The sequence below is a fragment of the Streptomyces sp. GS7 genome (assembly GCF_009834125.1).
Lineage (GTDB): Bacteria > Actinomycetota > Actinomycetes > Streptomycetales > Streptomycetaceae > Streptomyces.
Map to the genome: position 1 here is coordinate 1,047,501 of NZ_CP047146.1, position 26,943 is coordinate 1,074,443.

General features: G+C 70.4%; 18 protein-coding genes and 2 rRNA genes (1 of these 20 cut by a window edge). 12 read left to right on the forward strand and 8 right to left on the reverse strand.

The genetic code is table 11. From position 1 onward, the window contains the following. Together GR130_RS04430 and rrf are read left to right on the forward strand one after the other, a co-directional pair. Positions 1 to 2,256: ribosomal RNA gene (locus GR130_RS04430) — 23S ribosomal RNA — on the forward strand (it extends 867 nt beyond the left edge of the window). Between the two features lie 79 nt (positions 2,257 to 2,335). Further along, a 5S ribosomal RNA gene (gene rrf / locus GR130_RS04435) occupies positions 2,336 to 2,452 on the forward strand. 336 nt (positions 2,453 to 2,788) lie between these two features. On the opposite strand, the gene GR130_RS04440 is transcribed toward rrf, so the two are convergent. From GR130_RS04440 to GR130_RS04460, 5 genes are read right to left on the reverse strand one after another with little or no spacing between them, the layout of a single operon-like run. Then, positions 2,789 to 4,099: a DUF58 domain-containing protein gene (locus GR130_RS04440; RefSeq protein WP_159503484.1), complete on the reverse strand. Its 1,311-nt coding sequence runs from the start codon at positions 4,097 to 4,099 to the stop codon at positions 2,789 to 2,791. 9 nt (positions 4,100 to 4,108) lie between these two features. Then, a complete protein-coding gene (locus tag GR130_RS04445; protein WP_159503485.1) occupies positions 4,109 to 5,074 on the reverse strand; it encodes an AAA family ATPase in 966 nt (321 codons plus the stop codon). Next, on the reverse strand, positions 5,055 to 6,284 hold the full coding sequence (locus GR130_RS04450) for a DUF4350 domain-containing protein (RefSeq protein WP_159503486.1): 1,230 nt from the start codon (positions 6,282 to 6,284) through the stop codon (positions 5,055 to 5,057). Before GR130_RS04450 ends, GR130_RS04445 begins: the two co-directional genes overlap by 20 nt. Next, entirely contained in the window at positions 6,281 to 6,940 is a 660-nt protein-coding gene (locus tag GR130_RS04455) for a DUF4129 domain-containing protein (RefSeq protein ID WP_201304794.1), read from the reverse strand. The genes GR130_RS04450 and GR130_RS04455 overlap by 4 nt, the downstream gene beginning before the upstream one ends. 34 nt (positions 6,941 to 6,974) lie before the next feature. Further along, positions 6,975 to 8,615, reverse strand: coding sequence for a DUF7544 domain-containing protein (locus GR130_RS04460; protein WP_159503488.1), 1,641 nt, complete (start codon positions 8,613 to 8,615; stop codon positions 6,975 to 6,977). 152 nt (positions 8,616 to 8,767) lie between these two features. Between GR130_RS04460 and mtnA the strand changes: the two genes are divergently transcribed. The 7 genes from mtnA (at position 8,768) to GR130_RS04495 (ending at position 19,041) form a co-directional block, all read left to right on the forward strand. After that, complete coding sequence (gene mtnA / locus GR130_RS04465) at positions 8,768 to 9,928, forward strand: S-methyl-5-thioribose-1-phosphate isomerase (RefSeq protein ID WP_159503489.1); 1,161 nt, start codon at positions 8,768 to 8,770, stop codon at positions 9,926 to 9,928. Further along, positions 9,925 to 10,602: a two-component system response regulator MtrA gene (gene mtrA, locus GR130_RS04470; RefSeq protein WP_030416996.1), complete on the forward strand. Its 678-nt coding sequence runs from the start codon at positions 9,925 to 9,927 to the stop codon at positions 10,600 to 10,602. Before mtnA ends, mtrA begins: the two co-directional genes overlap by 4 nt. A gap of 64 nt (positions 10,603 to 10,666) precedes the next feature. Beyond that, positions 10,667 to 12,868 carry an MtrAB system histidine kinase MtrB gene (mtrB, locus tag GR130_RS04475; RefSeq protein ID WP_236572792.1) on the forward strand — a complete coding sequence of 734 codons (2,202 nt, stop codon included), beginning with the start codon at positions 10,667 to 10,669 and terminating at the stop codon, positions 12,866 to 12,868. Beyond that, positions 12,858 to 14,747, forward strand: coding sequence for an LpqB family beta-propeller domain-containing protein (locus GR130_RS04480; protein ID WP_159503490.1), 1,890 nt, complete (start codon positions 12,858 to 12,860; stop codon positions 14,745 to 14,747). The genes mtrB and GR130_RS04480 overlap by 11 nt, the downstream gene beginning before the upstream one ends. Positions 14,748 to 15,153: 406 nt before the next feature. Continuing rightward, positions 15,154 to 15,855, forward strand: a complete 702-nt coding sequence (locus tag GR130_RS04485) for a ComF family protein (RefSeq protein ID WP_159503491.1) — start codon at positions 15,154 to 15,156, stop codon at positions 15,853 to 15,855. Between the two features lie 1,498 nt (positions 15,856 to 17,353). Next, a complete protein-coding gene (hpf, locus tag GR130_RS04490; RefSeq protein ID WP_159503492.1) occupies positions 17,354 to 18,049 on the forward strand; it encodes a ribosome hibernation-promoting factor, HPF/YfiA family in 696 nt (231 codons plus the stop codon). Positions 18,050 to 18,282: 233 nt separating this feature from the next. Then, positions 18,283 to 19,041: a response regulator gene (locus tag GR130_RS04495; RefSeq protein WP_159503493.1), complete on the forward strand. Its 759-nt coding sequence runs from the start codon at positions 18,283 to 18,285 to the stop codon at positions 19,039 to 19,041. Between the two features lie 73 nt (positions 19,042 to 19,114). On the opposite strand, the gene GR130_RS04500 is transcribed toward GR130_RS04495, so the two are convergent. Beyond that, the gene (locus GR130_RS04500) at positions 19,115 to 20,353 is read right to left on the reverse strand and encodes a winged helix-turn-helix domain-containing protein (RefSeq protein WP_159503494.1); all 1,239 of its coding nucleotides are present in this window, start codon (positions 20,351 to 20,353) and stop codon (positions 19,115 to 19,117) included. Between the two features lie 58 nt (positions 20,354 to 20,411). Continuing rightward, positions 20,412 to 21,035, reverse strand: a complete 624-nt coding sequence (locus GR130_RS04505; RefSeq protein WP_159503495.1) for a GNAT family N-acetyltransferase — start codon at positions 21,033 to 21,035, stop codon at positions 20,412 to 20,414. Between the two features lie 285 nt (positions 21,036 to 21,320). Between GR130_RS04505 and secA the strand changes: the two genes are divergently transcribed. Next, positions 21,321 to 24,155 carry a preprotein translocase subunit SecA gene (secA, locus tag GR130_RS04510; protein ID WP_159503496.1) on the forward strand — a complete coding sequence of 945 codons (2,835 nt, stop codon included), beginning with the start codon at positions 21,321 to 21,323 and terminating at the stop codon, positions 24,153 to 24,155. A gap of 125 nt (positions 24,156 to 24,280) precedes the next feature. On the opposite strand, the gene GR130_RS41515 is transcribed toward secA, so the two are convergent. Continuing rightward, a complete protein-coding gene (locus GR130_RS41515; protein WP_328707543.1) occupies positions 24,281 to 25,027 on the reverse strand; it encodes an Rv3235 family protein in 747 nt (248 codons plus the stop codon). Positions 25,028 to 25,302: 275 nt separating this feature from the next. Here GR130_RS41515 and GR130_RS04520 point away from each other — a divergent pair, with 275 nt between their 5' ends. Together GR130_RS04520 and GR130_RS04525 are read left to right on the forward strand one after the other, a co-directional pair. Beyond that, positions 25,303 to 25,809 carry a DUF6912 family protein gene (locus GR130_RS04520; RefSeq protein ID WP_159503497.1) on the forward strand — a complete coding sequence of 169 codons (507 nt, stop codon included), beginning with the start codon at positions 25,303 to 25,305 and terminating at the stop codon, positions 25,807 to 25,809. 120 nt (positions 25,810 to 25,929) lie between these two features. Continuing rightward, on the forward strand, positions 25,930 to 26,640 hold the full coding sequence (locus GR130_RS04525) for an HAD family hydrolase (protein WP_159509748.1): 711 nt from the start codon (positions 25,930 to 25,932) through the stop codon (positions 26,638 to 26,640). Positions 26,641 to 26,943 lie beyond the last annotated feature (303 nt).

Below are 26,943 nucleotides of genomic sequence, written 5' to 3' on the forward strand. Positions count from 1 at the left end.
ACCTGTGGTTAGGGGTGAAAGGCCAATCAAACTCCGTGATAGCTGGTTCTCCCCGAAATGCATTTAGGTGCAGCGTCGTGTGTTTCTTGCCGGAGGTAGAGCACTGGATAGGCGATGGGCCCTACCGGGTTACTGACCTTAGCCAAACTCCGAATGCCGGTAAGTGAGAGCGCGGCAGTGAGACTGTGGGGGATAAGCTCCATGGTCGAGAGGGAAACAGCCCAGAGCATCGACTAAGGCCCCTAAGCGTGTGCTAAGTGGGAAAGGATGTGGAGTCGCAGAGACAACCAGGAGGTTGGCTTAGAAGCAGCCATCCTTGAAAGAGTGCGTAATAGCTCACTGGTCAAGTGATTCCGCGCCGACAATGTAGCGGGGCTCAAGCACACCGCCGAAGTCATGTCATTGCAGCATGAGGGCTAACGCCTGCTGTGATGGGTAGGGGAGCGTCGTGTGCCGGGTGAAGCAGCCGCGGAAGCGAGTTGTGGACGGTTCACGAGTGAGAATGCAGGCATGAGTAGCGATACAAGAGTGGGAAACTCTTGCGCCGATTGACTAAGGGTTCCTGGGTCAAGCTGATCTGCCCAGGGTAAGTCGGGACCTAAGGCGAGGCCGACAGGCGTAGTCGATGGACAACCGGTTGATATTCCGGTACCCGCTTTGGAGCGCCCAATACTGAATCAGGCGATGCTAAGTCCGTGAAGCCGCCCTGGATCCTTCGGGTGAAGGGGAGTGGTGGAGCCGACGGACCAGACTTGTAGTAGGTAAGCGATGGGGTGACGCAGGAAGGTAGTCCAGCCCGGGCGGTGGTTGTCCCGGGGTAAGGGTGTAGCCCGAGAGATAGGCAAATCCGTCTCTCATATAAGGGTGAGACCTGATGCCGAGCCGATTGTGGTGAAGTGGATGATCCTATGCTGTCGAGAAAAGCCTCTAGCGAGCTTCATGGCGGCCCGTACCCTAAACCGACTCAGGTGGTCAGGTAGAGAATACCGAGGCGTTCGGGTGAACTATGGTTAAGGAACTCGGCAAAATGCCCCCGTAACTTCGGGAGAAGGGGGGCCATTTCTGGTGATGACATTTACTGTCTGAGCTGGGGGTGGCCGCAGAGACCAGCGAGAAGCGACTGTTTACTAAAAACACAGGTCCGTGCGAAGCCGTAAGGCGATGTATACGGACTGACGCCTGCCCGGTGCTGGAACGTTAAGGGGACCGGTTAGTCAATCTTCGGGTTGGCGAAGCTGAGAACTTAAGCGCCAGTAAACGGCGGTGGTAACTATAACCATCCTAAGGTAGCGAAATTCCTTGTCGGGTAAGTTCCGACCTGCACGAATGGCGTAACGACTTCTCGACTGTCTCAACCATAGGCCCGGTGAAATTGCATTACGAGTAAAGATGCTCGTTTCGCGCAGCAGGACGGAAAGACCCCGGGACCTTTACTATAGCTTGATATTGGTGTTCGGTTCGGCTTGTGTAGGATAGGTGGGAGACTTTGAAGCGCCAACGCCAGTTGGTGTGGAGTCGTTGTTGAAATACCACTCTGGTCGTGCTGGATGTCTAACCTGGGTCCGTGATCCGGATCAGGGACAGTGTCTGGTGGGTAGTTTAACTGGGGCGGTTGCCTCCTAAAGGGTAACGGAGGCGCCCAAAGGTTCCCTCAGCCTGGTTGGCAATCAGGTGTTGAGTGTAAGTGCACAAGGGAGCTTGACTGTGAGACTGACGGGTCGAGCAGGTACGAAAGTAGGGACTAGTGATCCGGCGGTGGCTTGTGGAAGCGCCGTCGCTCAACGGATAAAAGGTACCCCGGGGATAACAGGCTGATCTTCCCCAAGAGTCCATATCGACGGGATGGTTTGGCACCTCGATGTCGGCTCGTCGCATCCTGGGGCTGGAGTCGGTCCCAAGGGTTGGGCTGTTCGCCCATTAAAGCGGTACGCGAGCTGGGTTTAGAACGTCGTGAGACAGTTCGGTCCCTATCCGCTGTGCGCGTAGGAGTCTTGAGAAGGGCTGTCCCTAGTACGAGAGGACCGGGACGGACGAACCTCTGGTGTGCCAGTTGTCCTGCCAAGGGCATGGCTGGTTGGCTACGTTCGGAAAGGATAACCGCTGAAAGCATCTAAGCGGGAAGCCTGCTTCGAGATGAGGGCTCCCTCCCACTTGATGGGGTAAGGCTCCCAGTAGACGACTGGGTTGATAGGCCAGATATGGAAGCATCGTAAGGTGTGGAGTTGACTGGTACTAATAGGCCGAGGGCTTGTCCTCAGTTGCTCGCGTCCACTGTGTAGGTTCTGAAGTAACGAACTCGCCTAGTTCCGGCTGGAGTTTGTTTTCTTCATAGTGTTTCGGTGGTTATTGCGTTAGGGAAACGCCCGGTTACATTTCGAACCCGGAAGCTAAGCCTTTCAGCGCCGATGGTACTGCAGGGGGGACCCTGTGGGAGAGTAGGACGCCGCCGAACAATCTTTGTGGGGAGGCCCCGCACCGTATGGTGCGGGGCCTTTCTGCGTTTGTAGGAAACTTTTGGACAGGGGACCACCGGGAGGTAGTTGGTGCCGGGGCGAGTGGAGTGAGTGGATTGCTCCCTCGGCACGGGTGCTGTCCCGCCGAGGCCATGCTGCAGGAGGAGGGGGCGGAGGGCTGAGAAGGGGCGAGGGGCAGCCGTAGGTGTGCGTGTGGGTACGGCCGAGGCGCTCTTCAACTGTGTCTTGTGTGTCTTCAGCGCCGCGTCGCAGTCATTGGTCGTCGCTGTGCAGGGCTGGAAGTTGGGGCCGTCTTGGGTGGGCGGCGGGAGTGGTCAGAGGCGGCCGGCGGCCTTGAGGGTGAGATAGGCGTCGGCCAGGTCGGGGGCCAGGTGAGCCGGGGTCGAGTCGATGACCGTGATGCCCTGGCGGCGGAGGCGGTCCGCGGTGCGGCGGCGGGCGGCGCGGGTCTGCTCCGCGGCTGCCGCTGCGTAGACGGCCTGAGGGGTGTGGCGGCCGGCGGCCATTTCTTCGATGCGGGGGTCGGCGACGGCGGCGACGATGAGTTCGTTGCGCTGGGTGAGGCCGGGGAGGACGGGCAGCAGGGCCTCCTCCACGGGGGCCGTGTCGAGGCCGGTGAAGAGGACGATCAAGGAACGACGTGGGGTGCGGCGGTGGATCGTGGCGGCCAGGCCGCGGGCGTCCGCCTCGACCAGTTCGGATTCGAGGGGGGCGAGGGCGTCGGTGAGGGCCGGCAGGAGGTCGCGGGCGGTGCGGCCTTGTACGGAAGCGCGTACGCGGCGGTCGTAGGCGAGCAGGTCGACGCGGTCGCCGGCGCGGGCGGCGAGGGCTGCGAGGAGCAGAGCGGCGTCCATGGAGGCGTCGAGGCGAGGCGTGTCGCCGACGCGGCCGGCTGAGGTGCGGCCGGTGTCCAGGACGAGGAGGATGCGGCGGTCGCGTTCGGGGCGCCAGGTGCGGACGGCGAGGGTCTGCCGGCGGGCGGTGGCGCGCCAGTCGATGGAGCGGGTGTCGTCGCCGTGGGTGTAGTCGCGGAGGCTGTCGAATTCGGTGCCTTCTCCGCGGGTCAGGATGCTGGTGCGGCCGTCGAGTTCGCGGAGCCGGGCGAGTTTGGCGGGGAGGTGCTTGCGGCTGGTGAAGGGGGGCAGGACGCGCAGGGTCCACGGGACGTGGTGGCTGCCCTGGCGGGCTGCCAAACCGAGTGGGCCGTAGGAGCGGACCGTGACGCGGACGGCGTGGTGGTCTCCCCGGCGGGTGGGGTGGAGCGTGGTGGTCAGGCGACGGCGTTCGCCGCCGGGGATGCGGGCGGTGTGGCGGGACGCGGGGATGTCGGAGCCGGGATGGAAGGAGCTCGGGGGCCAGGCGTCGCGGATCTGGGCGCGCAGGGTGCGACGGTCGGAGTTGGTGATGGTGAGGTGGATGTGGGCTTCGCCCGTTAGTCGAACTGTTGTGTCACCGGTTCGGGTGAAATGGAGCCTTCGCACTGGCGCGGCGAGTGTCAGATCGCACAAGATTGCTATCAGCAGGGTGAGTTGGACGATCAGGATCCCGAGCCAGCTGGGCAGTACGAAGCCGACGAAGAGGGCTCCGAGTGCGGCGATGAGGGCGGTGCGTCCGGTGAGGGCCACGGTCTTGCCTCAGCGGGGGACGGGGAGATGAGCGAGCACGGCGTTGATCACGGAGTCTGAGGTGACTCCTTCCATCTCCGCTTCGGGGCGGAGCTGGACGCGGTGTCGGAGTGTGGGGAGAGCCAGGGCTTTGACGTCGTCGGGGGTGACGTAGTCGCGACCGGTGAGCCAGGCCCAGGCGCGTGAGGTGGACAGCAGGGCGGTGGCTCCTCGGGGGGAGACGCCGAGAGACAGCGAGGGGGATTCGCGAGTGGCACGGCAGATATCGACGATATAGCCGGTGACTTCGGGGGAGACCGTGGTCTTGGCGACCGCGGCTCGGGCTGCTTCGAGGTCGGTGGCGGAGGCGACGGGGCGAAGACCGGCGGCGTTCAGGTCGCGCGGGCTGAAGCCGGTCGCATGGCGGGTGAGGATGTCGATCTCGTCCTGGCGGGCGGGGAGCGGCATCGTCAGCTTCAGCAGGAAGCGGTCGAGCTGGGCTTCGGGGAGCGGGTATGTGCCCTCGTATTCCATGGGGTTCTGCGTGGCGGCCACGAGGAACGGTTCGGGGAGCGGGCGGGGCGTGCCGTCGACGGTTACCTGACGCTCTTCCATGGCTTCGAGCAGGGATGCCTGGGTCTTGGGCGGGGTGCGGTTGATCTCGTCGGCGAGAAGGAGGTTGGTGAAGACGGGGCCGGGCTGGAAGGAGAACTCGGCGTTGCGGGCGTCGTAGACCAGCGAGCCGGTGACGTCGCTGGGCATGAGGTCGGGAGTGAACTGGACGCGTTTGGTGTCGAGTTCGAGGGTCGCCGACAAAGCGCGGACGAGCAGTGTCTTGGCGACGCCGGGGACGCCTTCGAGGAGTACGTGACCGCGGCACAGCAGCGCGACGACCAGGCCGGTGACGGCGGGGTCCTGGCCTACGACGGCCTTGGCTATCTCGGTGCGCAGTTCCTCAAGGGAGGCTCGGGCGCTGTCAGCGGTCGGGGTGCTCACGGGGGGCGTGCCTCTCTTGGGAAACGATCGAGTTTTCGAGTGCGTCGAGTTGGTCGGCCAGGCGCACCAAGGCCTTGTCGTCCGCGGGAGCGGGGCCGAAGAGCAGTGCGTGGAGGTCGGTTGCCGGGATCGTTGCGGTGGTCAAGTGGGCCTGGATGGCCGGGAGAAGGACGTCCGGGGTGTGGGCGTGCCCGGGGGGCACGCCGATGAGGGGGGCGAGCCGGGTGCGGGCCGCTGAGCGCAGGACGGCGGAGGCCCGGTCGTGGGCGTGGGCCTGTTCGTAGAGGCGGGCGTGGCCTTCGGTCGTTTCGGCGGCCGGGACCGTGACGGGGAGTCGTTCCGGCACGAGGGGGCCGAGTCGGCGGGCGCGCCAGAGGGCTGCGCATACGGCGGCGATGGCGAGTTGGAGCAGTGCCCAGTTCCAGCCGGAGGGGATGAGATCGAGGAGGCCGGGCTGGTTGTCCTGTGCAGATGACGGGTCGCTGACGGAGGGGAGGTACCAGACCAGATGCTTGTGCGCACCGAGGAGTTGGAGGGCCAGCGAGGCGTTGCCGCGCTCGGCGAGGTGGACGTTGTACAGGAAGTCGGGGGAGCCGAGGAGTACGGTGTCGCGGTCCGTGCCGGGGGCCGGGAGGCGCAGCAGGGTGGGCAGACCGCCGCCGGGGTAGCAGCGGTCGGCCGCGGGGGCGGTGGTCTCGTAGCGGACGCCGCCGAGGAGGGCATCGCCCGCGCTGCGGGCGGCGGGCAGCGAACAGGCGGGACGGCGAGGGGCGTTGGTGAGCGCGGGACTGGCCTGGACTCCGGGGGCGAGGAGCTGGAGGGACCCGGGGCCCGGGGCGAGCAGGACGGTGCGGCCGGGGGTGTGGGCGGTCGCCGTGGAGAGGGTGGCCAGCTGGTCTGCGGTCAGGACGTCGGGATCGGCGACGAGAAGAGTGGTGTGCGGGCCGGCCGCGGCGGCGGCCTCCTCGGCGGTGGTCACGACGCCGGTGGTGATGCCATGGGCGGACAGGAGTTGGGCGAGCGCGCGGCTTCCGGTCCGGTCCGCAGAGCGGGGGTCGAGCCGGCCGTACTGTTCACCGGACTGCAGGGCCGCCAGGACCAGTCCGCTGACGACGAGCAGGAGCAGCGCCAGCAGCAGACCGCGGGAGCGGGCCCACAGGCGTCGCGCGGTGGCGCCGGGAGCGGCGGTGACGGTGGTGGCCGTGGTCATTCGCGGCTCCTGGTCGGGGTGGCGGCCAGGTGGGGCTTGGCGTGTCGCAGCTCGGTGTCGAGGTCGGTCAGAAGGGCGTATGCCTGTTCCGTACCGGGGCGGCCGCCGTATGTGACGTCGTCGAAGGTGCGGGCCGCGGTGCGCAGTTGGCCGGCGTGCGGGGGGAGCGCCCGGCCGGCTTCGGCGGCGGCCTCGCCGGCGGTGCGGCCGGGGCCGGGAGTGATCAGGGTCCGCTCTTCGAGGGCGAGGACGATGGCCCGCATCCGGTCCTGGATCGCCGCGTTCCAGCGGCCTTCGGCGGCGTGCCGGTCGGCGGCTGCGCGGTGTTCGGCGGCGGTGCGGGGGGCGTCGGTGAAGAGCGTGCCGCCGGTGGTCGGAGTACGGCGCAGTGCCCCGAGCCGTAGGCGGAGCGCGATGGCCAGCAGGAGGACGAACGCCACGATGGCGAGGAGTCCGGTCCAGCCGCCGGGGGTGGCCCCGGCGGCGGTGTGGAAGAGGTCCCCGATGCGGTCCCACAGCCAATTCAGGGCCCGCTGGACCGGGTTGGGGTCGTGCTGGTGGTACCGGGGATCGGACAGCTCGCGCTGGGCCGCTTCCCGGGCGGGGTCGCGTGGGATCCGTACCGGTATGTCGTCGTCGCGCGCGATGAGGCGCATGAGCGCGGCTGTGTTCCCCCCGGTGGTCACCGCATCAGCCTCCCGGCGTGGCGTCGCTCGGGCGCGGGCCGGGGATGTCGGCGGAGGCGTCCTTGGGCGCGTTGGCGGCGGCGGAGGTATCGGTGCCGGTTGCCGTGGCGCTGTCCGGCGCTTCCTTGCGCGCCGCCGCCGGTTGAGTCTTTGTCAGGTGATGCTCCGTCTGCTGATCCGCTGTCGGCTGTTCCTCCGTGCTGTCCGACGGGGAGTCAGCCGTGGGGCCGTCGGCCGGTGGGGCGTCGGCGGGGGGCCTGGGTGCCGGGGTGGTGGTAGGACCGGTGGTGGCCGGGGCCGGGGTGGCGGGTTCGGTGTCGTAGCCGGGGAGGCCGGCGGCGCGGGCGAGTTCGAGGTCGAGTGCCTCGCGGCGGATGCGCTGGTCGACGTAGACGAGCACGGTGACACCGGCGCTGATCGGGAAGGTGATGGTGGAGCTGATGATCGCGCCGATGCCCAGCACGATCAGGAACGGCCAGCCGGTGCCGTTGCTGGTGCCGTTCGCCCAGTCCATGAGGTTCTCGCCGCCGATGATGAAGGCGATGAGGGTGGCCGGAATCTGGATGATGAACTGGACGATGGCGACCAGCAGGTAGGCGAGGAGCTGGACGCCCAGCACCCGCCACCAGGCGCCGCGTACGAGCTTGGCGGAGCGGCGCATGGCCGCGATGACGCCCTGCTTCTCCAGCATGAGGGCGGGGGAGGCGAGGCTGTAGCGGACCCCCAGCCAGATGCTCACGACGGTGGCGGCGAGCCCGCCGAGCAGGGTGAGGGTCAGGCCCGTGGCGAACGAGCCGCCGGCCATGACGACGAGTCCGGGCACCATACCGACCGCGAATACGGCCGTGATGAGCAACGGCAGCAGGACGAGCAGGCCGAGCAGACGCGGGAGTTGGCCGCGGGCCTCGCGCCAGGCTTCCCCGGCGGTCGCCGGGCGGCCCAGCACGGCGCGGCTGACGACCATGGTCAGCAATCCGGTGGCGATGATGGTGGCGAGCAGCCGGATCAGCGAGGAGATGGCGGAGCCGGCAAGCGAGTCGCTCATGTCGCTGAGGGCCTGGCGCAGCGGCGGGTTGCCGCCGGCGTCGAGGGCGGGGTTGTGGCCGGTGCCCTGCAGCCACACTCCGGTGACGATCGTGTTGGCGGTCTGCGAGACGATCGCGACGATCAGCGAGATGCTGAGCACGGTGCGCCAGTGGGCGCGCATGGTGGCGACCGCGCCGTCGAGGATCTCGCCGACGCCGAGCGGACGCAGCGGGATGACGCCGGGCTTGGCGGCGGGCGGCATCGCGGCCCAGCCGCCGCCCCATCCGGGTCCGGCGCCCCAAGTGGCCTGTTTTCCGGGGCCCGGCGGGGTGCCCCAGCCGGGCGCGGCGGAGCCGCCGGACGAGGCGCGGGTGCGGTCGCCGGTGGTGCCCTTGGCGCCCCGGCCGCCGGGGCCGCTCTGGCCGGGGATGCCGGCCGGGGCCGTCCACTGCCCGGCGGGCGGCTGCTTGCTCGCCCAATTCGGGTGGGCCGGCTGCTCGGACGCGCCGCCGGGGTGGTCTTCCGGGCCGGACGGCTGAGGGGGCTGCTCCTGGGTGCCGCGGTCCGGCTCGCCGGAGGGGGCGGATCCGGGCGAGGCCCAGCCCGGAGAGTTGTCCATCGTCGCTCCTTCTTGCTGCCCGTCCGCTGCGGCGGCGGGGGTCCGGGGTCCGCGGTGTCAGTCATCGTGTCATGGAGGGTGGCGCTTTGTACCCGCGCCCTTGGAGGAAGGGGACCTTCTGTTCGACGGGTGGTCGGCGGCAGACTGAGTGGATGGCTGATCAGCACGAGGTATCCGGGACGCTCACGATTCCGTCGTTGCGCTGGGCGGAACCACCCGAGGGACCGGTATTGGTCCTTCTTGATCAGACGCGGCTGCCGGTGGAGGAGGCCGAGCTGGCCTGCACGGACGTGCCGGCGCTGGTTCAGGCGATCCGCACACTGGCCGTGCGTGGGGCGCCGCTGCTGGGCATCGCGGGCGCGTACGGCGTCGCGCTGGCCGCGGCGCGGGGATTCGACGTCGATGACGCGGCGGAGGCGCTGGCGCATGCCCGGCCGACCGCGGCCAATCTGGCGTACGGCGTACAGCGCGCGGCTGCGGCGTATCGCGGGGCGGTGGCGGACGGCGCCGATGCGGAGGCTGCCGCGGCAGCCGCGCTGGCCGAGGCGCGTGCCGTGCACGCTGAGGACATCGAGGCCAGTACGCGGATGGCGGAGCACGGCCGGGCGCTGCTGGGTCGGTTGCTGCCGGGCGGCGCGCACCGGATTCTCACGCACTGCAATACGGGTGCCCTGGTCTCCGGGGGACAGGGGACCGCCCTGGCGGTGGCGCTGGCGGCCCACCGCGCCGGGGAGCTGCGGCGGCTGTGGGTGGACGAGACGCGTCCGCTGCTGCAGGGGGCGCGGCTGACCGCCTACGAGGCGGCGCGTGCGGGTATGGCGTACACGGTGCTGGCGGACGGTGCCGCGGGATCGCTGTTCTCCGCGGGCGAGGTGGACGCCGTGCTGATCGGAGCGGACCGGATCGCGGCGGACGGTGCGGTGGCCAACAAGATCGGCAGCTATCCGCTGGCGGTGCTGGCGCGGTACCACCACGTTCCGTTCATCGTGGTGGCACCGACCAGCACGGTGGATCTGCAGACCGAGGAGGGAGCCGCTATCGAGGTGGAGCAGCGGCCGGGCCATGAAGTGACGGAGTTCTCGTTGCCGCACATGTGGGGGGCGGGAGCCGAGGCGGGCACCGGGATTCCGGTGGCGCCGCTGGGCGCGCATGCCTACAACCCGGCCTTCGACGTCACGCCGGCAGAGCTGGTGACGGCGATCGTCACGGAGGCGGGAGTGGTGTCTCCGGTGACCCGGGACGGGCTGTCGGAGGTGTGTTCCACGTCACGATGGAGTAAGTCACGATCAGGTAATGGGATGATGGCCGAATGAAGGGACGCGTCCTGGTCGTCGACGACGACACCGCACTGGCAGAGATGCTCGGCATTGTGCTGCGCGGCGAGGGCTTTGAACCGTCGTTCGTGTCGGACGGCGACAAGGCTCTTGCGGCGTTCCGCGAGACAAAGCCCGATCTTGTGCTGCTCGACCTGATGCTGCCCGGCCGGGACGGCATCGAGGTGTGCCGCTTGATCCGGGCCGAGTCCGGCGTGCCGATCGTCATGCTGACCGCCAAGAGCGACACGGTGGATGTGGTGGTCGGCCTCGAATCGGGCGCGGACGACTACATCGTCAAGCCGTTCAAGCCCAAGGAGCTGGTGGCCCGGATCCGGGCGCGGCTGCGGCGGTCGGAGGAGCCGGCGCCCGAGCAGCTGGCGATCGGTGACCTGGTCATCGACGTCGCGGGGCACTCGGTGAAGCGGGACGGGCAGTCGATCGCGCTGACTCCGCTGGAGTTCGATCTGCTGGTGGCGCTGGCGCGCAAGCCGTGGCAGGTGTTCACCCGCGAGGTGCTGCTGGAGCAGGTCTGGGGTTATCGCCACGCCGCGGACACCCGGCTGGTCAACGTCCATGTGCAGCGGCTCCGCTCCAAGGTCGAGCGGGACCCGGAGCGGCCCGAGATCGTCGTGACCGTGCGCGGGGTCGGCTACAAGGCCGGGCCCAGCTGAGATGAGCCGGGACGGTTCGACCCCGGAGGGAAAGCGGGGGCGCACCGTCGGCTCGACGGGTGATATGTCCTTTTCGGATCGGATGGCGGCGTGGCTGCTGCGAGGCGGGCAGCTGCTGCCCGACGGCGCGGTGAGCGGGCCCGTCCATCCCCTGCTGCGGCTCTTCAGCCGGTGGGTGCGGCGGCCCCTGCTGCCCGCGCTACGGCTGTGGCGCCGCAACATCCAGCTCCGGGTGGTCGCGACGACCCTGCTGATGTCGCTGGCCGTGGTGCTGCTGCTCGGCGTCGTGGTCGTCGGACAGGTCCGCAACGGCCTGCTCACGGCCAAGGCGCAGGCCGCCCAGAGCCAGGCCGTGGGAGGCTTCGAGGTCGCCCAGAAACTGGCCGACGGCGGTGACGACAACCGGCCCGACGACAGCAACCGCGCCGCCAGCCGCGGCAGCCAGGACTCCGCGACCTGGCTGACCAGCCTGGTCGAGCAGCTCGCCAGCGGCGGGCAGGGCGTCTTCTCGGTCGTGGCGCTCAGCTCCGACTCCGACGAGCCCTTCGGCGACGCCACCCCGGGCACCCGCGGGCCGCGCGCCTCCGGGGACGTCGACCCCGAGCGCAGCGTGCCCGCCGAGCTGCGGCGCAAGCTGGACACCAAACCCGGGACGTTCCGCGAGTACACCCAGATCAAGCGCATCGGGTCCAACGACGGGATGTCGGCGCTGATCATCGGCAAGCGCCTCAACGACATCAACGGCAACCAGTACCAGCTCTACTACCTCTTCCCGTTCAACCAGGAAGAGGATTCGCTCAAGCTCGTGACCGGCACGCTGGCGACGGCCGGGGTGTTCGTCGTGATCCTGCTCGGCGCCATCGCCTGGCTCGTGGTGCGGCAGGTCGTCACCCCCGTACGGATGGCCGCCGGGATCTCCGAGCGGCTGGCCGCGGGCCTCCTCCAGGAGCGGATGAAGGTCACCGGCGAGGACGACATCGCCCGCCTCGGCGAGTCCTTCAACAAGATGGCGCAGAACCTCCAGCTCAAGATCCAGCAGCTGGAGGAGCTCTCCCGGATGCAGCGCCGCTTCGTCTCCGACGTCTCGCACGAGCTGCGGACGCCGCTGACGACCGTCCGGATGGCCGCCGACGTCATCCACGAGGTACGCGACGAGTTCGACCCGGCCACCGCGCGCTCCGCCGAACTGCTGCGCGGCCAGCTCGACCGCTTCGAGTCGCTGCTCGCGGAACTGCTGGAGATCAGCAGGTTCGACGCGGGCGCGGCGGCGCTGGAGGCCGAGCCGGTCGACCTGCGCGACGTGGTGCACCGCGTCATCGAAGGCGCCGAGCCGCTCGCCGAGCGCAAGGGCACCCGCATCGTGGTGCGCGGCGCCGAGCAGCCCGTCATGGCCGAGGCCGACCCCCGGCGGGTGGAGCGGGTGCTGCGCAACCTCGTCGTCAACGCCGTCGAGCACGGCGAGGGCCGCGATGTCGTGGTGCGGCTGGCGTCCGCCGGCAGCCCCAGCGGTGGCGCGGTGGCTGTCGCCGTCCGGGACTACGGCGTCGGCCTCAAGCCGGGCGAGGCGACCCGCGTCTTCAACCGCTTCTGGCGCGCGGACCCGGCGCGGGCCCGCACGACCGGCGGTACGGGGCTCGGCCTGTCCATCGCGGTCGAGGACGCCCGGCTGCACGGCGGCTGGCTCCAGGCGTGGGGCGAGCCCGGCGGCGGCTCTCAGTTCCGGCTGACCCTGCCCCGTACGGCGGGCGAGACGCTACGTGGCTCCCCGATCCCCCTGGAGCCCGAGGACTCGCGGCGCAACCGCGGCCTCGACGCGACGGGGCAGCCGCGTACCGGCGCGGACGACAAGGCGTCCACCATCCCGGCGCAGCCGCGCCCCGGGCAGCAGCGCACCACCGCCCGGCCGGCGGCGGACCCGGCGGCGCTGCCCGGCAGTGGCGCCCGTGTGGTGCCCCAGAGCGGGGGCGCGCGGAGCGACGGGACGGCGCGCGGCGGCAGCGGGAGCGCGTACGACGGTACGGCGGTCCGCGGCGCGCACGACCCCGAGAAGCCGGAGACGTCGGGCCCCGAGAGATCAGGCGCCGAGGCGTCGGACCCTGGGATGTCGAGTCCTGGGACGTCGGGCCCTGCAGCACCGGGCCAGGGCGACGGGGTTCCCGGGGAGCGGACTCACGACGAAGCGGCCGTCGAGGGCGCGGCCGTCGGCGGGGCGGAGCGGGAGGCCGGACGCGGCATGGATCGGGAAGGCGGACCGAGTGGGCACTGAGCGCGGAGGCGAGCGCGGCGTGAACATACCGTTCCGCCGGCGCGCCCGGAGGGGAGCCGGCGCCCGCACGGTACGGAAGGCCGTTCTGTTCGGCTGCGCGGCGGCACTGCTGGCCGGCTGCGCGTCCATGCCGGACAGCGGGGACGTGACACCGGTCGACCAGTCACCGCGCTCCGACGGGGACTCGCAGGTGCGGGTCTACGGCGTACCCCCGCAGGACGGCGCACAGCCCACCAACATCGTGCGCAGCTTCCTCGACGCGACGACCAGCGACGAGGCGGATTTCCGTACGGCCAGGATGTACCTGGCGAAGTCGGCGAAGCGCACCTGGCGGCCGTTCCTGGTCACCAACGTGCTCCAGGAACGGCCCAAGTCCGAACCGCAGGCAGGCCCCAACCGCGACGACGCCGACGGCTACACGGTCGCGCTCTCCGGCAGCCAGGTGGCGACGGTCGACGACAACCACGCCTACACCCCCGAGGAGAAGCCGTACCGCGAGACGATCCACCTCATCAAGGAGGGGGACCAGTGGCGCATCGACCGGCTGCCCAACGGACTGGTGCTGGGCCAGTCCGACTTCCAGCGCATCTACCGCTCCGTCAACAAGTACTACTTCGCGGCCTACAACTCCGAGTCGCAGGACCCCAAGGCGCACAAGAACGTACTCGTCGCGGACCCCGTCTACCTGCGCCAGCGGATCAAACCGATCACCGCCAGCGTGGACGCACTGCTCGCCGGGCCCACCAACTGGCTGAACCAGGTGACGTCTTCGGCGTTCCCGCCCGGAACCCGGCTCGCCGCCCGCGACCTGTCGCTGGACGACTCCAACGCGTTGCAGGTCAAGCTCAGCAAACAGGCGGTCGGCACCGACAGCGCCCAGTGCAAGCGGATGGCCGCTCAGCTCTTCTTCACCGTCCAGGACATGACGCGGGCCTCGAAGATCAGCCAGGTCGAGCTCCAGGACGAGAGCGGCAACTCCCTGTGCACGCTGACGCAGGATCAGGCCGACCGGGACTTCGCCGCCCCGGCGCGCTCCGGGCGCTCCGCCAAGGAGTACTTCATCGACGCCCAGCACCGAGTCGTCGCCATGTCGGACTCGGCCACCGAACCGACACCGATACGCGGGCCGTTCGGCACCGGCAAGACCCCGCTGCGTTCGGTCGCGATCTCGCGCGGCGAGAACGCCGCGGCCGGGGTGTCGAGTGACGGCCGGTCCCTGTACGTGGTCGGCATGCAGGACGGCATCGATCGCGGCGGGCCTCTGCTTACCAGCGCCAGTACCGACAAGAACGCGGATGAGGGCCTGACCGCGCCGAGTTGGGACGGTCTGGACGACCTGTGGATCGCCGACCGCGATGCGCACGGCTCGAGGCTGCTGCGGATGCGCGAGGGCAAGGGCGACGCCGAGGAGGTCGCGGTGCCCGGCCTCGGCCAGCGGCGGATCAAGGCGATCAAGGTGGCCGCGGACGGTATCCGGATCGCGATCCTGGTGGAGGACAAGGGGCGTACGACGCTTCAGCTCGGCCGCGTCGAACGGGGCGGCACCTCCGCGCACCCCGTGCTGTCGGTGCAGGAACTGCGGCCGATCGCACCCCAGTTGGAGGATGTGGTGGCGGCGTCCTGGGCGGGTGGCAGCCGGCTGGTGGTCGTCGGCCGGGAGGCCGGCGGGGTGCAGCAGATGCAGTTCATGGAGACCGACGGCTCGGCGTCCGATGCGCAGACCCTGCCGGGTGTCAACGGGGTCAAGGCGGTGGCGGCCTCGGAGGACGAAACCCGGCCGCTGATAGCGGACGCCACGGAGGGCATCGTGCGCCTGCCTCCGGACGCCAACTGGAAGACCGTGGCCAAGGACGGGACCGCGCCGGTCTATCCGGGCTGAGGCCGGTCTGTCCCGGTTGAGGCCCCGGGGTTCCGGGGCCGGCTGGCGCGGGTGGTCGGTGTTGCTGGCGCCCTGTCCGGTTCCGTGGGGGTTCTTTCCGCTCTGGCTTCCTGTTCCGTCTCCGGGCTTGGTCTGCCTGCCCGGTTCCCCCGCTCGGTTTCCCTAACTCGTTCCCTTACTCGGTTTCCCTGCCTCGTCTCCCGGCTCGGTCCGGCTTACAGGGGGCGGTGGGATGTGGTCGCGACGGTCGGGTGCCGGGCGGGGGCGCCGCCGCGGGGGCCGTGCGGCGGGTGTGGTGGTGCGGCGGCTGGCGGCCGTTAGCCCGATCGGGTGATGAGGATCTCCGCATTCCGGGAGTTGTCCACAGGGGTGGTGGCCGACCGTGCGTCGCCGCGACAGTGGACTCATGAAGGGGGTGTGGCGAGAGCTGGCCGGCCTGGTACTCCCGGTCGACTGCGCGGGGTGTGGCCGGCCGCGTACGGAACTGTGCGTGAAGTGTCTGCGGGCGCTGTCGCGGGACGGGCGCGGCGCGCGGCGGGTGCGGCCATGCCCGGTGCCCGCGGGACTGCCGCGGGTGTGGGCCGGTGCGCCGTACGCCGATGAAGTGCGGGCCGTGCTGCTGGCGCACAAGGAGCGCGGCGCTCTGCGGCTGGCCAGGCCGCTGGGAACGGTTTTGGCGGGGGCGGTGCGGGGGGTGGGGGGAGGGGGCGGCCCCCTCCTGCTGGTGCCGGTGCCGTCGGCGCGGAGTGCGGTGGCCGGGCGGGGGCACGATCCGGTGCGCAGGATTGCGCTGGCTGCGGCTGGTGAGCTGCGGCGGGAGAGTGCCGGGGTGCGGGTGCTGGCTCTGCTGCGGCAGTGTCGTGTGGTGGCGGACCAGGCGGGCCTGAACGCCCGGCAGCGGCTGGTGAACGTCGCGGGCGCACTGGCGGTGCCGGGCATGGCCGGGAGGCTGCTGGCAGGGGCGCCAGTGGTGTTGGTGGATGACCTGATGACGACGGGAGCCACGCTCGCGGAAGCGGCGCGGGCGGTCGCGGCTGCCGGTGGCCGGCCGGTCGGCGCGGCGGTGGTGGCGGCGCCTCGCGGCGCGTTCCCTGCCGACGGGGCGTGATCAGATCACCGCTCTGGGATCGGATCACTGGCCGGAGACCGGATCGCCGGTGGGCGGGCGTGCACCGGGCACTGGCCGTGCAAGCGGGTGCAACCGGTAGTGGAGCGGTCTCCGTCGGTCGGCCGTGCTGGGGCGGCGCGATCGATCGTGGCGCCACGATCGTCATGACACCGAAATCGTCATGGCGGCGCGATCGTCATGGCGACGTGCGGTAGTGGGACGTGCGGTAGTGGGGCGACAGTGCGGTGCCGACGGGGCGGTGCAACGGTCGGGGCGAGGAGGAACGACGCAGGAGCGGGCCCGGTCGGCGGTGCTCGGTTCGGTGATGAGGCCGACCGCTCTTGAGGCGAGGCGGACTGTCGGCCAACCGTTCCGTGAGTGAGAACGACCGGGATGGCACACGACCAGCAAGGCAAAGACCAGCCTGCCAAAGACCAGCCTGGCGAGGATCGGCATGGCAACGACCGGTACCGCACAGGCATGGCAACGACCGCTACTGCTCGGTGCGTCGTTTGGCGTCGGCCGGTTCACCCGCGCCGGCGGCCAGGGTGGCGGGGTGTGGTCGGCCGGGTACTTCGCGGGTCGATCAGGAGGGGCTGGGAGGCCGGTACCGGCCGTGGCGGGCGCGACGACGACCGCCCGCCGCAAGTGGCCACCCACCGCCGTCGTGCCCACAGCCGCCGTCGTGCCCACCACCGCCGTCACGCCCACAGCCGCCGCCCCCAGTCCACTGTTCGGCCCCACCGCTGCCCGCCCGCCGCCGTCGCCCCACTGTCCCCCCGGCCACCCTCCGCCCCCTGCCACTGTCCATCCCCGCCGGCCTCCGCCCCCGCCGGCGCTCCGAGCGCGCCCGACATGGTGGCCCCAGGTAGTCGGAGCGCGTCCCGCAGAGCCCGGACCACCGTTCGGCGGCCGAGCTGCCCCCTGCCCTGCCGCGCCCTGCCCCGCCGCCCCTGCCGAGTGGCTCCCTCCGGTGGACTGGCCGCCCCACCGGCCGAGCCGGTGCCCTGGCCGCTTCACCAGCGCCCGGTCCACCCGCCACACCAGGCCCCCCACCAGCGCCCGGATCACCCCGGTGGTCGCTCTCACCGGGGTGATCGGGGCACCGCCACCGGAGGCCACGGGCCACCCGGCCCGGTGGCCTCCGGTGGCCGTTCACCCGGCGGATTATCTGGAACCGGCCGGTGGGTAGGAACGTTGCTGGTAACGAGCGCCGATTCGCACCCAAACGGAGCTGGTCGCCGCGAGGGGGTGCCGACATCCGTCCAGTAGAGCTATGTTCGGTTGTGAGGACTTGGCGGACGCTTTGCCTCGGATGTCGTGATGCGTGCGTTTCGGGGTTTTTACAGCAATCCTGAAGACAGGGGAGTGGAGAGCTTGTCCCTGGGGGAGGAGGAGGTGAAAGTCGCCAGTCCGAGGCTCCGGCACCCACCGGGGCCTGGTGCAAGAAGGAGCTGCTCCGCCTGTTGAGCGGGGCGATCCGGGAACGGAGTTCTGCGTGGACATCGTCGTCAAGGGCCGCAAGACCGAGGTGCCCGAGCGGTTCCGCAAGCACGTGGCCGAGAAGCTGAAGCTGGACAAAGTCCAGAAGCTCGACGGCAAGGTGATCAGCCTGGACGTCGAGGTGTCCAAGGAGACCAACCCGCGGCAGGCCGACCGTTCCGACCGAGTGGAGATCACGCTCCGCTCCCGTGGCCCGGTGGTCCGGGCCGAGGCTGCCGCAGCCGATCCGTACGCCGCCCTTGACCTGGCAACCGCCAAGCTGGAGGCGCGCCTGCGGAAGCAGCACGACAAGCGTCACTCGCGCCGTGGCAACGGCCGTATCCCGGCGAGCGCGGTCCCGTTCGCCGTCCCCGACGCGGCACGGCTGAACGGCCATGGCCTGACCGCCGCGGAGGAAGCCGCGGAACGCGAAAAGGTGCCGACCACCCGGATGGGAACGCTGGAGATCCAGGGCGAAGGGCCGGTGGTCGTCCGGGAGAAGACCCACTCGGCCGCGCCGATGGCGCTTGACCAGGCGCTCTACGAGATGGAGTTGGTCGGACACGACTTCTATCTCTTCATCGACGCCGAGACCAAGCAGCCGAGTGTCGTCTATCGGAGGCACGCCTACGACTACGGCGTCATCCACCTGAATTCCGATGCGTTCGGAGAGGAATCGCCCGGCGGCGCAGGCGGCGCGCTGGGCGGCTGACCCCCACCCGTTCGGTGCCCCCGGCGCACGCCGGGGGCACCATCGTGCCTGCGGAGGGCAGGAGTTGAAGCCGTATAGTGTTTGTGCCAGCCGGGGAGTATGTGGGCACGAAACGGCGACATGCCGGGGAGACGGTCGTATGGCATTGATCGGGCCGGCCGCAAAGGGCTGTTGTCAACCAGCCTTATATCCAAGCTCTGGCCCTTCGGCCGAGTAGTTGACGGGGAGGAACAGTGGGGGAAGGTTTCGGGCCCGTGCGTGGTGACGCGGACGATGACGTCAGCGGCGCGGGGGGCCCTGACGGGGGCGGCGCCGCCCGGGTGCCGCGCAAGGAGCCGATCCGGGTCCTGGTTGTGGACGATCATGCACTCTTCCGCCGGGGGCTGGAGATCGTTCTGGCGCAGGAGGAGGACATCCAGGTCGTCGGCGAGGCCGGGGACGGCGCGGAGGCGGTCGACAAGGCCGCCGATCTGCTGCCCGACATCGTGCTGATGGACGTGCGGATGCCCAAGCGCGGCGGGATCGAGGCGTGTACCTCCATCAAGGAGGTGGCCCCCAGCGCGAAGATCATCATGCTGACGATCAGCGACGAAGAGGCCGATCTCTACGACGCGATCAAGGCCGGCGCCACCGGCTACCTCCTCAAGGAGATCTCCACCGACGAGGTGGCGACCGCGATCCGGGCCGTCGCGGACGGGCAGTCGCAGATCAGCCCGTCGATGGCGTCCAAGCTCCTGACGGAGTTCAAGTCGATGATCCAGCGCACCGACGAGCGCAGGCTGGTGCCCGCGCCCCGGCTCACCGACCGCGAGCTGGAGGTCCTCAAACTCGTCGCCACGGGCATGAACAACCGCGATATCGCCAAGGAGTTGTTCATCTCCGAGAACACCGTGAAGAACCATGTCCGCAACATCCTGGAGAAGTTGCAGCTGCATTCCCGGATGGAAGCCGTGGTCTATGCGATGCGGGAGAAGATCCTCGAAATCCGGTGAGTCGGTGAGCCGGTGAGGGGGTTGTCCGGGGGGCTATGTGCGCCCCCGAGGGCCGCCAATTACGGGGATTGCGTCAGGCCGTGGGCGCCTCCCCGGCGGTGCGGGTGAGTTCGGTGCGCAGCGCGGCGGCCAGGCGGGGGTCGTCGCAGCGGTCGACGCGTACGGTGTCGCAGCCCACCCAGCGTGCGGCCTCCTGGAGGGCCTGGGCCATGGGCCGTACGGCCTTGGCGTTCTGCATCGACAGCTGCCGGGCGACCAGGGTGGTGCCCTCGCGGGCCGGGTCGACGCGGCCCACCAGCTTGCCGCCGGCCAGCAGGGGCATCGCGAAGTAGCCGTGCATCCGCCGGGGCTTGGGGACGTATGCCTCCAGGCGGTGGGTGAACCCGAAGATCCGTTCCGTCCGCCGGCGGTCCCAGATGAGGGAGTCGAAGGGGGAGAGCAGGGTGGTGCGGTGCCGGCCCCGGGGCGGGCCGGCGAGCGCGGCCAGATCCGCCCAGGCGGGCTGCGCCCAGCCCTCGACCGCCACCGGCACCAGCCCCGAATCCTCGATGACGGCGTCCACCTGCCCGCCCTTGAGGCGGTGGTAGTCGGCGAGGTCGGCGCGGGTGGCCACGCCCATCGCGGCGCCCGCCTGGGCGACCAGGCGCCGTATGCACGCGGCGTCGTCCAGGTCGTCGTGGAGCAGTGCGTCGGGGACGGCGCGCTCGGCGAGGTCGTAGACCCGCTTCCAGCCGCGGCGCTCGGTGCAGACCACCTCGCCGGTGTCCAGCAGCCATTCGACGGCGATCTTGGTCTCGGACCAGTCCCACCACGGGCCGCCCTTCCGGCCGCCGCCCAGCTCGGAGGTGGTCAGCGGGCCCTCGGCCTTGAGGCGGTCCAGGACGGCGGCGCAGGAGCGCGCGGAGTCCTTCATGACGTGCCAGCGGTGGCCCCGGGCGCGGAAGGCCCGGCGGCGGAAGGCGAAGTGCGGCCACTCCTCGATGGGCAGGATGCAGGCGGCGTGCGACCAGTACTCGAAGCTGTGCGGCCCGGCCGGGGAGCCGCCGCCGGAGGCGGACCAGTAGGCGGCGTCGACGGCGGGGCGGCCGACCGGGCCGAGGCGGGCGTAGGGCACCAGCTCGTGGGAGCGGGCCAGCACCGAGATCGTGTCGAGCTGCACCGCGCCCAGATGCCGCAGCACCCCCCGCACGCCGGCCCGGCGGTCCGGGGCGCCCAGCAGGCCCTGCGCCAGCAGCGCCGCCCGCCGGGCGTCGTCGGCGGACAGGGTGGTCACAGGGGGTGGCGGCGGCTGCCGCTGTGTCACTGCGGTCATGCCGGAAAGGGTAGGGGCGGGCACTGACAATGCCGCCCGGTGTGCGTCTTTCCGCTGGTCAGCCGCGGTGGGGGAGGTAGGGCGTGCGGTCGGCGACCGTGGTGGGGGCCGCAGTGGGCGGCGCGGGCTCCGGGGGCAGGTCGGACGGGAGCAGGGAGCCGATCCACACGTCCCGGCGGGTGCCTCCGGCCACCAGCTTGGCGCGCAGGGTGCCCTCCCTCTGGAAGCCGACCTTGCGGGCGACCGCCCAGGAGCCTTCGTTGCCGGCTTCGGCGAGCCATTCCATCCGCTCCACCCCGAGGTCGCGGAACGCCCAGCGCAGTACCGCGCGGGCCGCCTCGGCGGTGTAGCCCTTGCCGCGGTGCTCCTTCGCCGTCCAGTAGCCGAGCTCGGCCTGCCGCTCGGGGGTGCGCAGCTGGGCGAGCCGGACCAGGCCCATGGAGCCGACCAGGGATCCGTCGGCCCGGGTGACGACCGCGAAGGTGTAGGTGGTGTCGTCGCGCCAGCCCTCGGGGGCGACCGTGCCGACGAACCGCTCCGCGTCCGCACGGCTGTACGGGGAGGAGACGCTCGTCCAGCGGGGGATCTCGGGATCCTGGCAGGCGGTGTGGACGGCGGCTGCGTCGGAAGGCTCGAACGGGCGCAGCAGGAGGCGCTCGGTGCTGAGGGTGACGGGCTTCATGGAGCGAGTCTGCGGGGCCGCGGGGGGTGCGGCGAACCGTTTTCGCCGTGATTCCCGGCACCTTCGCGGTACCTTCCCGGTGGCATTCCGGGTACTTTCCCGGCACCTTCTCGCGGGCTCGTGCGTTGACGTGGCAAGGGGTCGGTGGCCTTGGCTGCGGCGGACCTCCCGGCCGGACGGCGTCCTCCTTTACGATGGCCGTTGCGGCGGGGCCTGCCCCCTTGGAAATATGCCGCGCCCGCGCACTCGACCGTGCAGGCCCGACCGGCAAGGAGACCAGCCCAAGTGTCCGTCTTGACGAAGATCATGCGTGCAGGCGAAGGAAAGATCCTGCGCAAGCTGCACCGCATCGCGGGCCAGGTCAACTCCATCGAGGAGGACTTCGCGGCCCTCTCCGACGCCGAGCTGCGGGCGCTCACCGATGAGTACAAGGAGCGCTACGCGGACGGCGAGAGCCTGGACGACCTGCTGCCCGAGGCGTTCGCCACGGTCCGCGAGGCCGCCAAGCGGGTGCTGGGCCAGCGGCACTACGATGTCCAGTTGATGGGTGGCGCGGCCCTTCACCTCGGCTATGTCGCGGAGATGAAGACCGGTGAGGGCAAGACCCTGGTGGGTACCCTCCCGACGTATCTGAACGCCCTGTCCGGCAAGGGTGTCCACCTGATCACGGTCAATGACTATCTGGCGGAGCGCGACTCCGAGATGATGGGCCGGGTCCACAAATTCCTGGGCCTGACCGTCGGTTGCATTCTCGCCGACATGACGCCGGCCCAGCGCCGCGAGCAGTACAACTGCGACATCACGTACGGCACGAACAACGAGTTCGGCTTCGACTACCTGCGCGACAACATGGCGTGGTCGCAGGACGAACTGGTCCAGCGCGGCCACAACTTCGCGGTCGTCGACGAGGTCGACTCGATCCTCGTCGACGAGGCCCGTACGCCGCTGATCATCTCCGGCCCGGCGGACTCGGCCACCAAGTGGTACGGGGACTTCGCCAAGTTGGTGCAGCGCCTGAAGCGCGGTGAGGCGGCCAATCCGCAGCGCGGTGTCGAGGAGACCGGCGACTACGACGTCGACGAGAAGAAGCGCACCGTCGGCATTCACGAGTCCGGTGTCAGCAAGGTCGAGGACTGGCTGGGCATCGACAACCTGTACGAGTCGGTCAACACCCCCCTCGTCGGGTATCTCAACAACGCGATCAAGGCCAAGGAACTGTTCAAGGTCGACAAGGACTACGTCGTCATCGACGGCGACGTCATGATCGTCGACGAGCACACCGGCCGTATCCTCGCCGGCCGCCGCTACAACGAGGGCATGCACCAGGCCATCGAGGCGAAGGAGGGGGTGGAGATCAAGGACGAGAACCAGACGCTCGCCACGATCACCCTGCAGAACTTCTTCCGCCTCTACGACAAGCTCTCCGGCATGACCGGTACGGCCATGACCGAGGCCGCCGAGTTCCACCAGATCTACAAGCTCGGCGTCGTCCCGATCCCGACGAACCGGCCCATGGTCCGCAAGGACCAGGCCGACCTGATCTACCGCACCGAGCCGGCGAAGTTCGACGCGGTCGTCGAGGACATCGCGGACAAGCACGAGAAGGGCCAGCCGATCCTGGTCGGCACGACCTCCGTCGAGAAGTCCGAGTACCTCTCGCAGCAGCTCAACAAGCGCGGTATCGCCCATGAGGTGCTCAACGCCAAGCAGCACGACCGGGAGGCGACGATCGTCGCCCAGGCGGGCCGCAAGGGCGCGGTGACGGTCGCCACGAACATGGCCGGCCGCGGTACGGACATCAAGCTCGGCGGCAACCCCGACACCCTCGCCGAGGCGGAGCTCCGGCAGATGGGGCTCGACCCCGTCGAGCACGTGGAGGAGTGGGCGGCGGCGCTGCCGGCCGCGCTGGAGCGCGCCGAGGCGGCCGTGAAGGCGGAGTTCGAGGAGGTCAAGGAGCTCGGCGGGCTCTACGTCCTCGGCACCGAGCGGCACGAGTCGCGGCGTATCGACAACCAGCTCCGCGGTCGTTCCGGCCGTCAGGGCGACCCCGGCGAGTCGCGGTTCTACCTCTCCCTGGGCGATGACCTGATGCGGCTGTTCAAGGCGCAGATGGTCGAGCGGGTCATGGCGATGGCCAACGTTCCCGACGACGTCCCGATCGAGAACAAGATGGTGACCCGGGCGATCGCCTCCGCCCAGTCGCAGGTCGAGCAGCAGAACTTCGAGACGCGGAAGAACGTCCTCAAGTACGACGAGGTCCTCAACCGCCAGCGCGAGGTCATCTACGGCGAGCGGCGCCGCGTCCTGGAGGGCGAGGACCTCCAGGAGCAGGTCAAGCACTTCATGGACGACACGATCGACGCCTACATCCAGGCGGAGACCGTCGAGGGCTTCGCGGAGGAGTGGGACCTGGACCGCCTGTGGGGCGCGTTCAAGCAGCTCTACCCGGTCAAGGTGACGATCGAGGAGCTGGAGGAGGAGGCCGGCGACCGCGCGGGCATCACCGCCGAGTTCATCGCCGACGCCGCCAAGGACGACGTCCACGAGCAGTACGCGGCCCGCGAGGAGCAGCTCGGCTCGGAGATCATGCGGGAGCTGGAGCGCCGGGTCGTGCTGTCCGTCCTGGACCGCAAGTGGCGTGAGCACCTCTACGAGATGGACTACCTCCAGGAGGGCATCGGCCTGCGGGCGATGGCCCAGAAGGACCCGCTGGTCGAGTACCAGCGCGAGGGCTTCGACATGTTCACCGCCATGATGGAGGGCATCAAGGAGGAGTCCGTCGGCTACCTGTTCAACCTGGAGGTCCAGGTGGAGCAGCAGGTCGAGGAGGTCCCGGTGGCGGACACGGCGGAGCCGGCGTCCCTGGAGAAGGACGTGGCCGAGGCCGTCCCCGCGGGCGCGGGCCGCCCGGAGATCCACGCCAAGGGCCTGGAGGCGCCGCAGCGTCCCGACCGGCTGCACTTCACCGCACCGAAGGTCGACGGCGACGGCAGCGTCATCGAGGGCGACTTCGTCAGCGACGACGAGGCCGACGGCCCGGCCCGTTCCGAGGCGGACGGTCTGACCCGCGCGGAGCGGCGCAAGGCCCAGAAGAGCGCCGGACGGCGCCGCAAGAAGTGAGCTGCGCACCGCGTTAGGGCCTGACCCATCGGGACAGGTGCCAGCCGATTCGGAGGGCGCTCCGGCCGGGAAACCGGCCCGGGGCGCCCTTCGCGTTGCGCGCCGCCCGCGCGTGGCACCGGGCTCTAGGTGACCAGGGCGCCGGTGGCCTGGGCCGGGCCGATGTCGAGGGCGGCACAGCGCCAGCGGGTGTCGGCGCCGAGCTCCAGGCGGAAGGCGAGGGCCCTCAGGCGCGCGCCGGTGGCGATCCGGGCGAACGCCTCGATGACGCCGTCGCAGGGCCGGCACAGGCCGCATTCGTGCAGCGTCGGGACGGGGGCGCGGCGGCCCGGAGCGACGTACGGGCGCAGCGGCGTCAGCGGGGCCAGCTCCGCCAGCCGGTCGTAGGCGGCGGGCAGCGCGTGCCCGAGGAGGACGTGGACGGGGCGCTGGCCGCTGAGGGTCAGCAGCAGCTGGTGGGCGAACCACCGGTGCGGGCGGCCCTCGTGGGCGCGGCGCCGGGCACCGGGGGTGGGGAGCGGGGTGTCCGGGGCGGGGAGGGGGGTGCGGGCTGCGCCGGCCGGGGTGGCCGGGGTGGCCGGGCGGTGCTGCGCGGCGCCGGTGCGGGACAGGTACGGGGCGCGGGTGGGGCCGCGGTTCCCGGCCGGCCCGGGGCCGCGGCCCGCGGGGCCGGAGGGACGGCGGGTGCCGCGGCGGTGCGCGGGAGCGGTGCGCGGGCCGGGGGCCGCGCCCGCCGCGCCGTGCGTTCCCCCCGCTGCCGTCGTTCCCGTCCTTCCCGTCGTGCTCGCGGTGTCCGTCGTGTCCGCCACGTCCGTCACACCTGTCGTGTCCGTCGCGTCCGTCGTGCCGATAGTCCTGTTCGTGGTGCTCATGGGTGCCCCCTCGTGCCGGGATCGGTGGATTACCGAGCGGTAGCTTCGGTGCAGGATCTTCTCGGCGGGGTGCGGCGGCGGCAAGGCCGTCCGCGGGCGGGGAGACGGCGCGGGGATTTCACCTGTCCGTGTCAGGGGCCCGGTATCACGGGGCGGGACGGGGGTGGCGGGGGCGTGCGGGGCGGCCGGCGCAGGGGGTGCGGGGGCGGCACGATGGGGGACTCGCCGCCGTATGCTGACGGGGCATTGTTCTGGATCTAGCGAGAGCGGCTGTTATGCGTGTCTACGTCCCCCTGACACTTTCCGGGCTCGCTGCGGCGCACGAGAGCGGTGAGCTGGGGTCCGGCCCGCTGTGTGCGTACGCCGTCACGCCCGCCCTGCGGGAGTGGTACGTCTCGGACGACATCGAGGAGCTGGAGTACGCGGCGCTGAACCGCGCGGCGCAGGCGTCGCTGCGGCTGCTGGCCGGCCATCCGGAGGCCGCGCGGCGGCGCGTGGTGGTGGCGGTGGACGTCGCCGAGGGCGCGGCGGTCGCGGATCCGGACCGGGGGCTGGACCAGTCGTCGCTGGGCGAGGTGCGGGTCGCCGGGCCGGTGCGGCTGTCGAAGGCGGCGGCGGTGCATGTCGACGCGGCGGACGCGGAGGCTGATGTGGCGGCGGCCGCGGCGGCGCTGGGCGCGGCGGACCTCGGCGACGACGACGCGCAGTTCACCGTGGACGGCGCGGAGGACCACGACCTGATGTGGTTCGGGGTGCAGGAGATCCCGCAGCTGATCGGCTGAGTGCCAGGGCCTGTCCGGTGGATTGTGGCCGGTCCCGCCGCGTTGTCAGTGGCGGCGGGTACGGTTTTTCGCATGGCGGCAGCACGGGGGCAGGACCAGGGGAACGACCAGGAGAGCGGCATGAGGAAGCCGGCGGCACACATCGTGTGGGACTGGAACGGCACGCTGTTCCACGACATCGACGCGGTGATCGCGGCGACCAACTCCGCCTTCGCGGAGATCGGTCTGGAGCCGATCACGCTGGAGCGGTATCGGGAGCTGTACTGCGTACCGGTGCCGCGGTTCTACGAGCGGCTCATGGGGCGGCTGCCGACCGAGGCCGAGTGGCTGGTGATGGACGAGACCTTCCACCGCCACTACGCCGAGCACCGGCTGGGGTGCGGGCTCGCCGACGGCGCGGAGCTGCTGCTGGAGGGGTGGCAGGCGGCCGGGCGGAGCCAGTCGATCCTCAGCATGTTCGGGCACGACGAGCTGATACCCCTGGTCCGCGGGATGGGGATCGCCTCGTGGTTCGTTCGGGTCGAGGGCCGGACGGGGCCGTCCGGCGGCTCGAAGAGCGCGCACATGGTGCGGCATCTTGCGGCGATGGACGGGGTGGATCCGGGGCGTACGGTCGTGATCGGGGACGCTGTGGACGATGCCGTGGCGGCGCGCGACGCGGGCGCGCACGCGGTGCTGTACACGGGCGGGTCGCACAGCCGGAGCAGTCTGGCGGCTGCGGGGGTGCCCGTGGTGGACAGCCTCGCCGAGGCGGTGCAGGTCGCGGGAGATCTCGCGGGAGAGGCCGCAGGGGATACGGCAGGGGATGCCGCGGGAGACACCGCCTCTTAGGGACCGGCTCGGCGGCCGTTCCGCACGCATACTCCACCCCGGCCAGCCATTGTCCAGAAGGTCTAAGTTAGGGCTGATGTTTTGTACGGGGGCGGCCCATGACGGGACCCGTGCCGGGAGCGATAGCCTTGCACCGTGATCAGCGCGATAACCCGCGGGGGCGTCAAGGCCCCCGCCGTGCGCCCGGGGCACCATCGTGACCGGGCGGTCGCTGGTCGTTGCGGCCGTCAATCCCTGTCGACATGGACAAAAATCGTCGATTGCGGCACGGCCTTCTCACCCCGCGGCATAGCGTCGACAGCG

Excerpts from the sequence above, each read along its gene's own strand:
- GR130_RS04450 (WP_159503486.1), bottom strand. The coding sequence starts at position 6,284 with ATGACCACGGCCACCACCGTCACCGCCGCTCCCGGCGCCACCGCGCGA.
- GR130_RS04455 (WP_201304794.1), bottom strand. The coding sequence starts at position 6,940 with ATGCGCCTCATCGCGCGCGACGACGACATACCGGTACGGATCCCACGC.
- GR130_RS04460 (WP_159503488.1), bottom strand. The coding sequence starts at position 8,615 with ATGGACAACTCTCCGGGCTGGGCCTCGCCCGGATCCGCCCCCTCCGGC.
- mtnA (WP_159503489.1), top strand. The coding sequence starts at position 8,768 with ATGGCTGATCAGCACGAGGTATCCGGGACGCTCACGATTCCGTCGTTG.
- mtrA (WP_030416996.1), top strand. The coding sequence starts at position 9,925 with ATGAAGGGACGCGTCCTGGTCGTCGACGACGACACCGCACTGGCAGAG.
- mtrB (WP_236572792.1), top strand. The coding sequence starts at position 10,667 with ATGTCCTTTTCGGATCGGATGGCGGCGTGGCTGCTGCGAGGCGGGCAG.
- GR130_RS04485 (WP_159503491.1), top strand. The coding sequence starts at position 15,154 with ATGAAGGGGGTGTGGCGAGAGCTGGCCGGCCTGGTACTCCCGGTCGAC.
- GR130_RS04500 (WP_159503494.1), bottom strand. The coding sequence starts at position 20,353 with ATGACCGCAGTGACACAGCGGCAGCCGCCGCCACCCCCTGTGACCACC.
- GR130_RS04505 (WP_159503495.1), bottom strand. The coding sequence starts at position 21,035 with ATGAAGCCCGTCACCCTCAGCACCGAGCGCCTCCTGCTGCGCCCGTTC.
- GR130_RS41515 (WP_328707543.1), bottom strand. The coding sequence starts at position 25,027 with ATGAGCACCACGAACAGGACTATCGGCACGACGGACGCGACGGACACG.
- GR130_RS04520 (WP_159503497.1), top strand. The coding sequence starts at position 25,303 with ATGCGTGTCTACGTCCCCCTGACACTTTCCGGGCTCGCTGCGGCGCAC.
- GR130_RS04525 (WP_159509748.1), top strand. The coding sequence starts at position 25,930 with ATGAGGAAGCCGGCGGCACACATCGTGTGGGACTGGAACGGCACGCTG.